The sequence below is a fragment of the Granulosicoccus sp. 3-233 genome (assembly GCF_052681095.1).
Genome location: NZ_JBQYLE010000001.1, coordinates 334,955 through 348,506 on the forward strand (window position 1 = coordinate 334,955; position 13,552 = coordinate 348,506).

Annotated in this window: 13 protein-coding genes; 4 read left to right on the forward strand and 9 right to left on the reverse strand. The window is 57.6% G+C overall.

Going from position 1 to position 13,552, the window contains the following annotated elements; all coding sequences use genetic code 11:
• Positions 1-118 precede the first annotated feature (118 nt).
• Positions 119-1,387: an HD domain-containing phosphohydrolase gene (locus ACUNV4_RS01520; protein ID WP_430876715.1), complete on the forward strand. Its 1,269-nt coding sequence runs from the start codon at positions 119-121 to the stop codon at positions 1,385-1,387.
• A gap of 96 nt (positions 1,388-1,483) precedes the next feature.
• Here ACUNV4_RS01520 and ACUNV4_RS01525 read toward each other — a convergent pair whose 3' ends face one another.
• The 5 genes from ACUNV4_RS01525 to ACUNV4_RS01545 all read right to left on the reverse strand — a co-directional run bounded on the left by ACUNV4_RS01525 (position 1,484) and on the right by ACUNV4_RS01545 (position 5,626).
• Positions 1,484-2,212: an amino acid ABC transporter ATP-binding protein gene (locus ACUNV4_RS01525; protein ID WP_430876716.1), complete on the reverse strand. Its 729-nt coding sequence runs from the start codon at positions 2,210-2,212 to the stop codon at positions 1,484-1,486.
• Positions 2,209-2,865, reverse strand: a complete 657-nt coding sequence (locus ACUNV4_RS01530; protein WP_430876717.1) for an amino acid ABC transporter permease — start codon at positions 2,863-2,865, stop codon at positions 2,209-2,211. The genes ACUNV4_RS01525 and ACUNV4_RS01530 overlap by 4 nt, the downstream gene beginning before the upstream one ends.
• Positions 2,866-2,872: 7 nt before the next feature.
• A complete protein-coding gene (locus ACUNV4_RS01535; RefSeq protein WP_430876718.1) occupies positions 2,873-3,589 on the reverse strand; it encodes an amino acid ABC transporter permease in 717 nt (238 codons plus the stop codon).
• Positions 3,590-3,635: 46 nt separating this feature from the next.
• Positions 3,636-4,523 (reverse strand): amino acid ABC transporter substrate-binding protein, encoded by an 888-nt coding sequence (locus ACUNV4_RS01540; protein ID WP_430876719.1) that lies wholly within the window; start codon positions 4,521-4,523, stop codon positions 3,636-3,638.
• 89 nt (positions 4,524-4,612) lie between these two features.
• A complete protein-coding gene (locus ACUNV4_RS01545) occupies positions 4,613-5,626 on the reverse strand; it encodes a D-cysteine desulfhydrase (protein WP_430876720.1) in 1,014 nt (337 codons plus the stop codon).
• Positions 5,627-5,775: 149 nt separating this feature from the next.
• Here ACUNV4_RS01545 and ACUNV4_RS01550 point away from each other — a divergent pair, with 149 nt between their 5' ends.
• Both ACUNV4_RS01550 and ACUNV4_RS01555 read left to right on the forward strand, forming a co-directional pair.
• The gene (locus ACUNV4_RS01550; protein WP_430876721.1) at positions 5,776-6,726 is read left to right on the forward strand and encodes a LysR substrate-binding domain-containing protein; all 951 of its coding nucleotides are present in this window, start codon (positions 5,776-5,778) and stop codon (positions 6,724-6,726) included.
• A 213-nt stretch (positions 6,727-6,939) separates the two neighbouring features.
• The gene (locus ACUNV4_RS01555) at positions 6,940-7,392 is read left to right on the forward strand and encodes an Hsp20 family protein (protein ID WP_430876722.1); all 453 of its coding nucleotides are present in this window, start codon (positions 6,940-6,942) and stop codon (positions 7,390-7,392) included.
• 195 nt (positions 7,393-7,587) lie between these two features.
• On the opposite strand, the gene ACUNV4_RS01560 is transcribed toward ACUNV4_RS01555, so the two are convergent.
• The 4 genes from ACUNV4_RS01560 to ACUNV4_RS01575 are packed head-to-tail and all read right to left on the reverse strand — an operon-like array spanning position 7,588 to position 12,484.
• Entirely contained in the window at positions 7,588-9,135 is a 1,548-nt protein-coding gene (locus tag ACUNV4_RS01560; protein WP_430876723.1) for a sulfatase family protein, read from the reverse strand.
• A 38-nt stretch (positions 9,136-9,173) separates the two neighbouring features.
• The gene (locus ACUNV4_RS01565) at positions 9,174-10,043 is read right to left on the reverse strand and encodes a carbohydrate ABC transporter permease (protein ID WP_430876724.1); all 870 of its coding nucleotides are present in this window, start codon (positions 10,041-10,043) and stop codon (positions 9,174-9,176) included.
• Positions 10,040-10,942 (reverse strand): carbohydrate ABC transporter permease, encoded by a 903-nt coding sequence (locus ACUNV4_RS01570; protein ID WP_430876725.1) that lies wholly within the window; start codon positions 10,940-10,942, stop codon positions 10,040-10,042. Before ACUNV4_RS01570 ends, ACUNV4_RS01565 begins: the two co-directional genes overlap by 4 nt.
• Before the next feature lie 12 nt (positions 10,943-10,954).
• Positions 10,955-12,484, reverse strand: a complete 1,530-nt coding sequence (locus ACUNV4_RS01575; RefSeq protein WP_430876726.1) for an ABC transporter substrate-binding protein — start codon at positions 12,482-12,484, stop codon at positions 10,955-10,957.
• Between the two features lie 125 nt (positions 12,485-12,609).
• Here ACUNV4_RS01575 and ACUNV4_RS01580 point away from each other — a divergent pair, with 125 nt between their 5' ends.
• Positions 12,610-13,548, forward strand: a complete 939-nt coding sequence (locus ACUNV4_RS01580) for a LysR family transcriptional regulator (RefSeq protein ID WP_430876727.1) — start codon at positions 12,610-12,612, stop codon at positions 13,546-13,548.
• Positions 13,549-13,552 lie beyond the last annotated feature (4 nt).

Below are 13,552 nucleotides of genomic sequence, written 5' to 3' on the forward strand. Positions count from 1 at the left end.
GTCACAGTCACAGTCACAGTCACAGTCACAGTCACAGTCACAGTCACAGTCACAGTCACAGTCACAGTCACAGTCACAGTCACAACCGCAACCGCAACCGCAACCACAGATCCTTTTCGTGGATGATGAAAAGCCGATTCTGAACTCCCTGAACCGGTTGTTCAGGCCGACAGGCTACAAGATCCATCTGGCCAATTCCGGCGACGAGGGTCTTGCCCTGCTGGAACAGGAGGCCATCGATATCGTTGTCAGTGACATGCGCATGCCTGGTATGGATGGTGCGAAATTCCTGTCGGAGGTGGCGAGGCGGTGGCCATCCACGGCTCGCATGTTGCTGACCGGGTATGCCGATGTGTCGTCCGCCATCGAAGCCATCAATCAGGGAGAAATCTCCCGATACCTGACAAAGCCCTGGGATGACTCGGATATCGTCATGTGTGTGCAGCAGGCGGTGGAGACCAAGCGTTTGCAGGAGGAAAAGAATCGCCTTGAACTGCTGACTGCTCGGCAGAACGAGGAGCTGTCGGCATTGAATGAAGGGCTTGAGCAGAAAGTCGAGGAGCGCACCAGGGAGATCGAGCAGGCCAGGCAGGAAATCTGCGATGCTCATGATGCACTGCATGCTGGCTATGCCGCCACCATCGAAGTCTTCTCCCGAATGGTCCAGTCGCGTGGAGGATTGAGCTCGCGAGCCACAGTGGCCGACGATGCCAGGGCGGTGGGTCGCAACATGGGGTTGGAGAAAAGTACCTGTGATGCCTTGTATAACGCAGCCCTGCTGTGCGATATCGGTAAACTCGGTTTGTCGGATGAGTCCGTCCTGACGCCGTATATTTCTTTGACGGCGAGCCAGCAGCGGGAGTATCAGCGACACCCGGTGGTGGCTGAAGCCACCTTGCTCAGTCTGGATCCACTGACCGATGCAGCCAACACCATCAGGCATCACTGCGAACGTATGGATGGTACGGGGTTTCCGGATCGCAGGCCGGGCAAGGAGATCCCCATGTCGTCGCGCATTCTGGCTGTGGCCAAGGCCTACGTCGATCTGCAGGATGGGCGAATCCTGGAGGAGCAATTGACAGCCGCAGAGGCGCGCAAGTATCTGCAATCAGAGTCGGGCAAGCGCTATGACGGACAAGTGGTCAATCAGTTTCTGAAATGGCTGGATAGCCCCAAACGGGAAGTGTCCGATGTGGCGGAGCGCAGAACGACCATTGGTGCACTGATGGCTGGGAAAACACTGTCAAGGGATCTGTGTGACCCCAATGGCGTACTGGTCATCGCAAAGGGGAAAAGGGTGTCCGAGAGCCTGCTGGAGAAACTTCGCTGCCTGCAGGAGTCCTTTGCCGAGGACATCACGGTGTATGTCGAAGACAGAAGGATGTAACGGGACGGGCGTCGGTCTGTTTCGCTCGCTTGCAAGGAACGACGCGTGTCGACCAGCCGCTTCGCCGGCTGTCATCGGCCGGCGGATATGGCCGGATCAGTGGGTCAGGATTTTCGACAGGAATTCCCTGGCACGTTCACTGCCCTGTGCTTTGAAGAATTCATCCTTGGGCGAGTCCTCGACGATTCTGCCTTCATCCATGAAGACGATTCGGTCAGCCACTTTCTGGGCGAATCCCATTTCATGGGTCACCACCATCATGGTCATGCCATCCTGTGCCAGGTCCACCATGACATCCAGCACGTCGTTGATCATTTCGGGATCCAGTGCCGAGGTGGGTTCGTCGAAGAGCATCGCCACAGGGTCCATGGCCAGACCTCTGGCGATGGCCACTCGCTGTTGCTGGCCACCTGACAGCTGTGCCGGGTACTTGCTGGCATGGTCCGCCAGGCCGACCTGCTCCAGCAAGGCTCGGGCCCGTTCTCCTGCCTCTTCGGTGCTGCGTTTCAGCACCTTGAGTTGGCCCAGCATGACATTGTCCTGCACACTCATGTGAGGAAAGAGTTCGAAACTCTGAAACACCATGCCGATGCGTGAACGCAATCGATTGAGGTTGGTCTTGCGACCGTTGACCTTCGACCCATCAACCGAAATCTCGCCCGAACCAATGGCCTCGAGACCATTCACGCATTTGATCAGCGTGCTCTTGCCCGAGCCCGATGGACCACAGACGACCACGACCTCACCCTTGTCGACATGAGTCGTGCAGTCATCCAGTACCTGGAAGTCTCCATACCATTTGCTGGCGTGCTTGATTTCGATCATACGGACAGTTTGCGTTGCAGATGGCGGGCGTACAGGGAACCCGCAAAACAGAAGATGAAGTAGATGAAGGCCACGAAAACGAACATCTCGACCAGTCGCTGGTCACGATTGGCAACCAGTTCTGCGCTGACCAGGAAGTCCTTCAAGCCGACGACATAGACGAGCGAGGTGTCCTGAAACAGCACGATGGCCTGTGTCAACAGAACGGGAACCATGGAACGAAAGGCCTGCGGCAGCACGATGTATCGCATCGTTTGCGGATAGCTCAGACCGATCGCCCGACCGGCTGCGACCTGTCCACTGCGAACACTGGAAATGCCGGCCCGGATGATTTCCGAGTAATACGCGGCTTCGAACAGAATGAAGGCAATCAGCACCGAGTAGAAGCTGCCAACCGGTCTGCCCAGAAACAAGGGCACCAGAAAGTAGAGCCAGAAGATCACCAGAATCAGAGGCAGAGAGCGAAAGAAGTTGACGTAGGCGGCAGCTACCCATGAGATGACCGGCACCCTGGCAATACGGATCAGGGCCAGCAGCGTGCCCAGCAGGATACCGCCCACCACGGCCAGAAAGGTGAGCAGAAATGTCACCTTGAGCCCGTCGATCAACAACGGCAGGTTGTCGAGTATGACGGAATAGTCGAAATCGCCCATATCGCTTTCAGCTCGTTGAAATCATGCCGGGAATGCGAGCTCGTCGTTCGACGAAGCGCATCAGCAACATCACTGTGAAGGTCACCACACTGTAGATGACGGTTGCCGCGGTAAAGGCCTCGAAGCCCTGAAAGGTGTATTCCTCGATCTGGCGTGTCATGGCGGTGAGTTCGACCACACCGATGGTCAGTGCCAGGGAAGAATTCTTGAAGATGGTCAGGAATTCGCTGGTCAGTGGCGGGATGATGATGCGGAAGGCATTTGGCAGCAGGATGTAGCGGTACACCTGCCACTCGTTCATGCCGATGGCCTTGCCGGCGTTGCGTTGACCAACGCCGACAGCGGCTATGCCGGATCGCACCTGCTCGCATACTCGCGAGGCTGTATACAGCCCGATGGCAATGATGGCGGTAGTCAGTGCCGGCATCGGCATTTCGCGCTTGACCCAGCGTCCTGCTTCATCGGGAAGCAGTTCAGGGAATACGAAATACCAGAGGAACAACTGTACCAACAGGGGAATATTCCTGAACAGTTCGACATACACGGTGGCTATCAACTGCAGTGGGCGGCTGCTGCAGGTACGCATGATGCCCAGCACCGACCCCAGGCTGAAGGCGATGAGCCAGGCAAGCAGGGACAGGGAGACTGTCCACATCAGTCCCTCAACCAGCCAGTCGAAGTACGGTTCGCGGAACAGAATGCCCCAATCCCAGTTGTAATTCATGGCTACACCTCGTTGCCGTCAGGGTCGTGACTCTCGCCAGTGATGGCTATTCCGGCAATGCCTGGATGTCGAATGCGGTCTTGAGGGTGTCGGACAAGGGCATGTTGATATTGGTGGGTCCCGGCGCAAACCACTGGTTGTACAGCGATTCCATTTCACCGGAACGCATCATCTCCGACATGACCACTCTGCCGAGTCGAGCGAAGGTGGAATCATTGCGTGGCACCATGATGGCGTAGGGGTCGAACGACAGATAGCGACCGGTAACCTGATAGTCGTCGGGTGATTTGGACTTTGAAATGAGACCGTACAACAGTACATCGTCTGACCCATAGGCATCGATACGGTCGGTTTCCATCGCCAGCCAACCCTGACTGTGATCCTTGACGGGGACGACCTTGACGTCCAGAGACAGTTCCTCGATAGCAGCCTTGATGGCTTTTTCGTTGGTTGTTCCCGCTGCCAGTCCGATGATCTTGCCATCCAGGTCTTCGATTTCCGTGATGCCTGAATCCTTGCGACTCGCCAGTTTCGTACCAGTGATGAAAGTCGTTGACAGATAGTCCACCTGTTTCTGACGGGTCAGATTGTTGGTGGTGGAGCCGCACTCCAGATCGATGGTGCCATTGGCAATCAGTGGTATGCGAGTCTGGCCGGTTACCGGGACATACTTGACACCCAGCTCGTCATTGCCGAGCTCTGCCTTGATGGCGTCCACGATCTTCAGACAGATGTCGATGGAGTAGCCGATCGGTTCGTTGCCTTCGCCGATGTAGGAGAAGGGAATCGAGGTTTCCCGGTGGCCGATGGTGACCATTCCTCGCTCTTCGATTCGCTGTAATACAGGGGAGTCACCAGCATCCGCGGAGGCGGTCAGCGAACTCAGACTGAGCAGGGTGCTGGCGACAAGGCTCGGTATGACGGACTTGAACATGGGCTTTTCCTGTTGTTGAAATCGTGGTTGCGACGTTGCAAGAAGGGCGAGCGACTGTCATTTGCCAGTCGCTGCCGTGTTCGTGATGCTCAAACCCCCTGCTGCTCATTGCTGAAAGCACCGTGGTAGCCGAACAGGGCGGCTGAGCCGCCGGTGTGCAGGAATACGATACGCTGACCCTTGGTGAAATGTCCCTGGCGCACCAGATCGATCAGGCCGGCCATGCCCTTGCCGGAATAAACCGGGTCGAGCAATATGCCTTCGAGTTCGGCCAGCATGTGGATGGCCTCGAGGGTGCCGGCAGCGGGAATGCCATAACCTTCTCCGACATAGTTGCAATTGGCAATGACAGCTTGCTCCTGCAATGCACCGGCCTTGTCGAACAGGGCGAGTGTACTGTCGGCCAGGGCGCGCACCGAGGCTTCCTGCCTGTCACGCGGTGCGCGTACACCGATGCCCAGTACCGGCAGGGGGGAACCGATCAATGTCAGACCCGCCACCAGTCCGGCCTGAGTGCCTGCGCTGCCCGTGGCATGCACGAGCTGATCGAAGGGCAGTCCCTGATCGTTGATCTGCGACTGCAGTTCGAAAGCGCAGTTGACGTAGCCAAGGGCACCGGTTGGATTGGATCCACCGCCGGGAATGACGTAGCAACGGGCGCCGTCAGCATCGAGCTTTTCTGCCGCTTCCGCCAGTTCCTGCGCCATGTCGAGATCTGCAGGCCGCTCTTCAAAGCTTGCACCGTGCAGGGAGTCGAGCAGGACATTGCCATTGCGCAGATAGCGTGGATCGGTCGAGCCGGTACGATTTTCCAGCAGTAGATGGCATTTGAGTCCATGCCGGGCGGCGGCCGCCGCGGTCTGCCTTGCATGATTGGATTGCGTTGCGCCCTGGGTAACCAGAGTATCGGCTCCAGCCTCGAGGGCAGCGGCAACCAGGAACTCGAGCTTGCGTGTCTTGTTGCCACCTGTCGACAAACCGGTGCAGTCATCCCGTTTGATCCAGATCTCGGGCCCTCCCAGTGCCTTGCTGAGTCGTGGCAGTGGTTCCAGGGGAGTAGGAAGGTGCGCCAGGCGCACCCGCGGAAATCGGGTCAGATCCATGTAGAGCTCTCGGCAAGCGGTGGATGATTCTGTCAGCGATGCAGCGAAGAGTGCCGCAACTGGTGTGTCACGCTAGCATGCAGTCGTCATGGCTTGCACGTGCAAATATTGTCGTTTAGCATGCATGTCATGCATATAGAGGCGTAATCATGGACCAGCAAACCCTGAAAGATCTGTTGGCCCTGATCAATGTCCGCAATCTGACCCTCGCGGCCGAACAGCGCAATGTCTCCCAATCGGCTTACTCACGCCGTCTTCAGGCCATCGAACTGCGCCATGGCATCACCCTGTTCGATCGCTCACGACGACCTGCACGACCTTCGCCGATGCTGGATGCCATGCGCGGTGATATCGAACTGGCACTCAGCACACTGCAGCGCATGGAAAAGCGCCTGTCGGACAGCCACACCATCGAGGAGCATTTGACGATCGTCGGCATGCATTCGCTGTCGGCAGGCGTTCTGCCCATCGCCATGAAACGACTTGGCACCCTGCTGGACAATCATCCGGTAAGAATGCGCTCGGCCAACCGGGACGGTTGTTTCCAGCTGCTGATGACCGGAGAAGTGGCTCTGATGATCAGCTACGAAACCGATGCCAGGGCCTTGCGGGCACCACCGCATCTGGTAACCACGAAGCGCCTGTGTCAAGACCCCTTTGTGCCGGTGTGCAACCCGGTCATTCATGGCAGTCTGTCGAAGCTCGTCAGCAAGTCCAGTCCCATCCCCTTGCTCGCTTATCCAACCGAGGTGTTTCTCGGGCGCATATTGAGTGATGACATTCTGCCGCGGTCGGCTCTGGCCTTCTCGGCGCGATTGACGGCGGGAATGACCAGTGTGCTGTTGGGTGCCGCCATCAATGGTCTGGGGGTTGCCTGGTTACCGGCGTCGACGGCGGGCGAGGCCATTCGATCCGGACGGCTCATCCGGATTCACGATCCGGCCTTTCCGACCCTGCAGCTGACGGTATCCATGTTGTGGCTCCGCACTCCTGAAATGCATCGCTACGATGAACTTCATGAGGCACTGGGCGGCGAGATTGCCAGGGCCGTTGGCGAGTTGCACGAGGCCGGATTCGACGAACGGGTGGCAGGGACCTGACAAGCATTTTTCAGCGCAGCAGGGGGACTTGAACTTTCCGCGAAGCACCCGATCATACGTCTCGCAAGGCGATGAAGTTGTCGAGAAATTGCCTGTTTCACAGCGATTCAGGCACTTGAATACGAAGCTTTCAGACCCTAGCTTGTTGTTGCGTCGAGGTCTCCATGAGAGTCGACGCGCTAAATCATATTGCTTCTTTTGGAGAATACTGTAATGAAAATCGATCTGACTCCCCTGTACGCAAACACCGTTGGTTTTGACCGTTTCGGTTCATTGCTGGATGCAGCCCTGAGTGCCGACAGACAATCTGCCGGTTACCCTCCCTACGACATCGAACTGGTTGGCGAGAACAAGTACGCCATCACGCTGGCAGTAGCCGGTTTCCAGGACAATGAAATCGATGTCCAGGTAGAGCAAGGTGTGCTGACAGTGCGCGGTAGAAAGGAAGACCAGAAAAAGGATTCCCGTTACCTGCACCGCGGTATTGCTACTCGTTCCTTCGAGCGCAAGTTCAACCTGGCGGACCATGTCGAGGTCGTCAATGCACAGTTGGACAACGGTCTGTTGAAGATCGCTCTGGTCAAGGAAATTCCTGAAGCCATGAAGCCTCGAAAGATTCCGGTTGGCAACCAGACACCGGCAATCGAGAATTCGGTCGAAAGCTGATTTCCGACCGATCGCTGAAGGCAATCCGGCATCACTGAAAGTTCAGGCTGCCGGATTGAACCACGACAGGGGGCGGCGTCTTCGGACGCCGCTTTTGTGCGTGTGGGGAAATGCTCGAAGGCCGGATGATCGGCGCCGGGGTCTTCCGTCCGCCGCCACGTTTCAATCGTCGATTGATGACCTCATGACGCTGCCTTACGCATGTGCAACGCGTGGCATGATCATGGGCTCCGATTTCAACATTCCCTGCACGAAATCCTGCAACAGTGCCTGTTTGATGTCTGCTGCCGCAGGGCTGTCCCACAGGTTGTGATGCTCCATCGGGTCTTCGTCCAGGTCGAACAATTCGCCGAACTCCCCTTCCTTGTATACCGTGATCTTGTAGCGTTTGCCGATATAGCTCACCAGATGCGGCATGTGCGGATTGTGCCGGTTCTCGCATAGCGCAAAGTCCCTGACTTCCTCCACCTCATTCGTCCAGACGGGAATCTGCGAGAGCCCTTGCAATTGCTCTGGAACACCGAGTCCCGCGGCATCGAGAAAGCTCGGTGTCAGGTCGACCAGACTCTGAATGGCGTTGCTGACCTTGCCGGCCGTCACCTTGTTCGGCCAACGCACGATCATCGGTATGCGCAACATGTCCTCGTAGTGAAACGGCCCCTTGGCTACCAGACCGTGCTGACCGAGAAAATGCCCATGGTCAGTCGTGAAGACCAGCAGCGTGTTCTCCGCCATGCCCAGCTCGTCCAGCTTGTCGAGGATCCTGCCGACTTCCCGATCCACGAAACTCATCATGCCGTAATAGACCGCCATGTCCTTCTTCAGTGCGTCATGCGAATAGAGGTGACTGGCGCAGCCGTGCGCTTCGAAGGGGGTATGCCACTGCGTGAAGTCAGGGCCTGTTTCCTGAGTCTTGGCAAAGTGAGGGCCATTGCGTGCATGCTCTCCGGGCAACAGTTGTCCGGGCTGCATGTCCTGTGGATCGTACATGGAGGCCCAGGGTTCGGGAACCACATAGGGAGGATGAGGGTCATGGAAGCTTGACCAGAGAAAGAACGGATTGTCCTGCGTTGCCTGTTGTTCCAGAAAGGCCAGACTGCGTTCTCCGGTCCAGTGGGTGTAGTGAAGGTGCTCCGGTAATTCCCAGCTGCGTTGCTCGCGTGCCCAATAGGGCAGATCTTGCCCGGTATCAGGCGCATGACTTGCAGTATCGCCGGGCAGTGGCTGAAAGTAGTCACGCCAGTTGCTCAGTCCCTGTTCTTCCAGCCAGATGGCATAGTGTTGTCCGACATGGCTTTCATCGGCATGATTTCGTGACAGCTCGATGTGATCGAAGCCGTACCAGGGACCGTGGAAGCCACGCCAGAAGTCCAGATCCCGAAGTGTGGGTTGCGACTCCAGGGATTCACATCCGGGGCGTGATGCCAGTGGTTGAAAGTGCGCCTTGCCGATCAGGCCCGTTCTGTAGCCATTGGCGGAGAGCCGGGAACCCACGGTTGCAGTGTTCTCGGGCAGTTTGACACCAATGGTCCAGGCACCATGATGCGACGGATACAGGCCGGTGATCATGCTGGCTCTGGAAGGCGTGCAGACCGGACTGGGACAGTAGGCGCGGTCGAAGCGGGTTCCCTCACGGCAGAGTCTGTCCAGATTGGGGGTGCGGATGGCGGGATTGACAGCGCCCAGCGCACTGAAGTGCTGCTGATCGGTGGAGATCAGCAGGATATTGACTTTATCATTCATGATGGTTGTCAGTCCGGTAAGCCTGCTTGTGCGAGTACTCAGCCCTTGACCGCACCAGCCAGGCCGTTGATGAAATAGCGCTGCAGCAGGATGAACAGCAGCACGATAGGCACGACGGAAATGGTCGAGGCCGCGGCCATGCCGGACCAGTCGATCGATTGTTCGCCCTTGAAGGCATAGATGCCGACCGACAGGGTGCGAATGGCCGGGTTGGCCAGCGTGATGACCAGCGGCAGCAGGAAGTCATTCCATGCGTGCAGAACCTGCATGATGATGACGGTGACCGCTATCGGTCGGGCCAGTGGCAGCATGACGTACCAGAATATCCTGAAGAAACCGACACCATCCATGATGGCGGCGTCTTCCAGCTCATCGGGCAGTTGCCTGAAATAGCCGGCAAACAGCAAGACATAGATCGCCATGGCATGCCCACTGGTAGCCAGTGTCAGGCCCCACAGGCTGGTGGACAGATTGAAGAAGCTGAGCATCTCGAAGATGGGGATGATGGTGAATCCCTGTGGCACGAAAACCGTGGCAACAAAGGCTGCGATCAGCAGAGACTTGCCGCGGAACGCATACCGGCCCAGTACGTATCCGAGCAGCGAGGTGCAGACGGTAACGACGATCAGTGAGCCGACGGTCACCAGCAAGGTATTGATGAAGTAGCGGCCCATGTGCGCATCGGTCCAGGCGCGACCATAGTTCTCCAGAACGGGAGTGTCCGGTATCAGACCGGTGCCCATGAAGATCTCGCCGGTTGTCTTGAGGCTGGTGGAGATCATCCACAGAAAGGGATAGATCCACAGACAGCACAGTGCGGCCAGCAACAGACTGGTGATGGCCACGCCTCTGCCTGGTTTGTGATCGCCGAACACCAGATAGCGTGGCCAGTACAGCAGGGTTTTCATGACGTTTTCCCCGATCGGCGTGAGATCAGCGCCTGCACCAGCGTCAGTGACATGATCAGCAGGCCGAACAGCACACCGGCAGCAGCGGCATAGCCAAGTTGAGTACGGGTTCCCTCGGCGGTGGCAAATGCCGAACGATAGATGAAGATCTCGATGACTTCGGAGGAGAAGAAGGGACCGCCATTGGTCATGCTCATGATCAGCGGGAAGACATTCAGGGCACCGACGGCGGAGATCAGCAGAATCACCAGGGCAAAGGGCCGGATGATGGGCAGGATGACGAACAGCAGCAGGCGACCACCCTTGCAATTATCCAGTCTGGCTGCCTCGTAGACATCCTCGGGAACCGTCTGCAGGGCGGCAAGCCAGTAGATCATCGTCAGCCCCAGCCATTTCCAGACATAGACGGCAATGACGGATGGCATGACCGTGTCGGAGGAGCCGAGGAAATCGATCGGTCGAGTCAGCAGTCCGAGGTCGAGCAGCAGGCCATTGATGGGACCGTTGAACGGGCTGAGCAGGAAGGTCCAGACAATACCGATGACGGCTACCGGAGTGACGACCGGCAGGAAGATCAGGGTACGAAAGACATTGGACAGTTTCAGCAGACGATTGTTGAGCAGTACGGCAATCCACAGTGAAATGAACATCTGCAAGGGGACGGTGCCCAGCAGGAAGATCAGTGAACGCCGGAAGGCTCCCCAGAAGAAGGGGTCTGTCATCAGGCGGGAAAAGTTCTCCAGCCCGATGAAGACCTTGGGTGAATTGAACCCGGACCAGTCGAACAGGGCGTAATAGCCAGCCGCCACTATCGGATAGAAGGTGAACATGCCGGCCAGCACCAGTCCCGGTACCATGGCCAGATAGACGGCTCGCGGTTGACGTTTTCTGTTGGACACGGGCGGCTCGCGCTAGTAGTCCTTGCTACCGAAGTCGTCTGCCGGATTCCAGTTGGCAAATACCAGATCATCACGGCTGACATCGCTGCCGGCGGCTCTTGCCTTGTCGAAGGCCTGATTCAGGGCGTCATCGTAGCGTGTCTTCAAAGCCTTCATTTCCTTGCTGACATCGCTCAGCTGACCGCCGACCAGGCCCTGCACCGTCAGGGCAAAGCTCAGGTCTGGTGCCTGGAAGGCGCTGACTACTGCGGACAGAGCCGGGTTGCCAACCACGGGGTTGGGTCCGACCCGGATCTGTTCATTGAAAAGTTGCAATACCGCTTTGGCGCGAGGTGACATGTCTGCATTCTCGATGGCCTCCGGCATGATCGGTGGATCGCCGGCACCCACCACATTGGCCCAGGCTGTCTGACCCTGCAGTGTGCCCAGATAGTGAAAGATGTCGCCGGCGATGGCGCCCTGAGTCGAACCGCTCCAGAGCCACATGGTGTTGGGTGCCGCGGCACCCTGGCCGATGGTCAGATGACCGGCAGCACCTTCGTCGGGCAAGGGGGCGGAGCCAATGCCGAAGTCGAACTCGGGATTCTGGCTTTCCCAGGCGGGAATGTTCCAGGGGCCCTGAAGAATCATGCCGGCAGCGCCCTGAGGCATGAAGGCTCGTGCCTGAGGTGCATTGATGCCCATGACACCGGGAAACATGCTGCCATCCTTCTGCAGGGCAATGAGCAGTTCGACCGCCTGGATGTACTGATCGCTGTCGAAGGTGTATTCGCCGGTACGAAAATCGATATCCGCTTCGATCACGCTGTCCGCACCAGCACTGGCGCCGGCCAGGCGGGCGATATCTCTGACGATGGCGGACCAGCGTCCGATCTGGTTGCCTCCGAGTATGAAACCGAAATAACGTCCCTTGCCGTTCTCGGTGATCTTGCGTGCGGCCTCGCGAAAGTCACTGTGTGTCAGGGCTGTGGTCTCGGGGTCGAAGCCGGCTTCCTGCAGATAGGCGCGATTGAACAGCAGATGAGTGGATGAACGTTTGTTGGAGGTGAAGGGCAGGCCATAGGTCTTGCCATCGAAGACGTTGATGCCGGGCAGGAAGGCCCCTTCAGGGAATCCGGCTTTCCAGGTGTCGATATCGGGAATGAAATCGTCATAGGGCTGTAGCCAGCCTTCGTTCACGGCATCTGCGGGGTTGGTATTCTGTGGCAGGGCGAACACGTCATGGGCCGTCTTGTTGCGTACGCCCAGGGGAACCACCTTGGCGATCTCGTTCCACGGCAGAGGATCGTAGATGACCTCGATGCCTCGATTCTGTGCGTACTGCTGGAAGAATGCCTTGTAGAAAACCGCCTTCTGGTCTCCGCTGTCTATCCAGCGCAGCACGCTGCCCGGTGTCAGTGTATTGATGGCCGGTGGCAGAGAGCCTGATGATTGCGCCAGCACTGGCGACAGGGCGGTTCCGGCTCCCAGCGCGGCAGCGCCTCCGGCAATCTGCTTGATGAAGCGGCGTCTCGACAGAGACGTCTGGTTATGGCTCGACATGGCGATTTCCTGCGGCTTCCGAGTGGTGTTGGGAAAAATGCCACGAGCGACAAATAAAATCCAATCACTTATTATTAGAAATTGATAACGATATGTTATCGAATGGGTGAAGCCGGGAGAGTCAGGTGTTTTCAAATCTCGAGAACCTGCGCAGACTGATAGCCATAGCCGACTGCGGAACGGTCCATGGAGCGGCGGAAGCGCTGTCGCTGACCCAGCCTGCTCTGTCACGCACCATTCGCCTGATGGAAGCGCAATGCCGGGAGCAGCTGTTCGAACGACATCCGCGGGGGTTGCGCCTGACCCCATTCGGACACCGCGCCTGTCAGCATGCCCGGCATCTGCTGCGCGAATGCCAGCTGGCTGAAGACGACCTGATGGCGCTGGGCGGTGGGGGAATGGGAGTCATTCGGCTGGCAGCGGCACCCGTGTGGATGTCGCTGATCCTGCCGCAAGCCATTGCCGATCTGCACCGTCATTATCCGGATCTGCAGGTGCAGCTGAGTGTGAGGAATTTTGCCGCGGCACTGGAAGAGCTCGATAACGGCAAGCTGGACATCTACTGTGGCGGTTTTCAGAAAACCGAAGCAATGCCTTCGTTTCTGGTTCGCAAGCCGCTGTTCGGTACTCGTCTGAATGTCGTGGCGCGTCAGGATCATCCCGTTCTGGCCAGTCCTCTGGAGAGTCTTCATCCCTTGCTGGACTATCCCTGGGTGTCCTATCTCAGTGATCGAGGTTATCTGGATACCGTCATGGACAAGGTCAAGCGTACAACCGGACAGCGACGCGAGGCCTCCGTGTCCTGCGATTCACTGCTGGCGGTACTGAACCTGCTCAACAATGGAGATTATCTGGCGTTTCTGCCCAGTACCTTCATCCAGCTGCTGCCCGGCTTCGACCTGCAGATCATTCAGACAAGCATCGCCGAAGCCGGGTTCAATTCGGGGATCATCTATCGCCGCAGTCTGCAGCGCAGCCTGATACTGGAAGCCTTTCAGGCGTCGATCGAAGCGCGCATGAATGACTGCTCGTTCGATCCCCTGCTGCAGGAAACGGATGATTGATCCG

Excerpts from the sequence above, each read along its gene's own strand:
- ACUNV4_RS01525 (WP_430876716.1), bottom strand. The coding sequence starts at position 2,212 with ATGATCGAAATCAAGCACGCCAGCAAATGGTATGGAGACTTCCAGGTA.
- ACUNV4_RS01530 (WP_430876717.1), bottom strand. The coding sequence starts at position 2,865 with ATGGGCGATTTCGACTATTCCGTCATACTCGACAACCTGCCGTTGTTG.
- ACUNV4_RS01535 (WP_430876718.1), bottom strand. The coding sequence starts at position 3,589 with ATGAATTACAACTGGGATTGGGGCATTCTGTTCCGCGAACCGTACTTC.
- ACUNV4_RS01540 (WP_430876719.1), bottom strand. The coding sequence starts at position 4,523 with ATGTTCAAGTCCGTCATACCGAGCCTTGTCGCCAGCACCCTGCTCAGT.
- ACUNV4_RS01545 (WP_430876720.1), bottom strand. The coding sequence starts at position 5,626 with ATGGATCTGACCCGATTTCCGCGGGTGCGCCTGGCGCACCTTCCTACT.
- ACUNV4_RS01550 (WP_430876721.1), top strand. The coding sequence starts at position 5,776 with ATGGACCAGCAAACCCTGAAAGATCTGTTGGCCCTGATCAATGTCCGC.
- ACUNV4_RS01555 (WP_430876722.1), top strand. The coding sequence starts at position 6,940 with ATGAAAATCGATCTGACTCCCCTGTACGCAAACACCGTTGGTTTTGAC.
- ACUNV4_RS01560 (WP_430876723.1), bottom strand. The coding sequence starts at position 9,135 with ATGAATGATAAAGTCAATATCCTGCTGATCTCCACCGATCAGCAGCAC.
- ACUNV4_RS01565 (WP_430876724.1), bottom strand. The coding sequence starts at position 10,043 with ATGAAAACCCTGCTGTACTGGCCACGCTATCTGGTGTTCGGCGATCAC.
- ACUNV4_RS01575 (WP_430876726.1), bottom strand. The coding sequence starts at position 12,484 with ATGTCGAGCCATAACCAGACGTCTCTGTCGAGACGCCGCTTCATCAAG.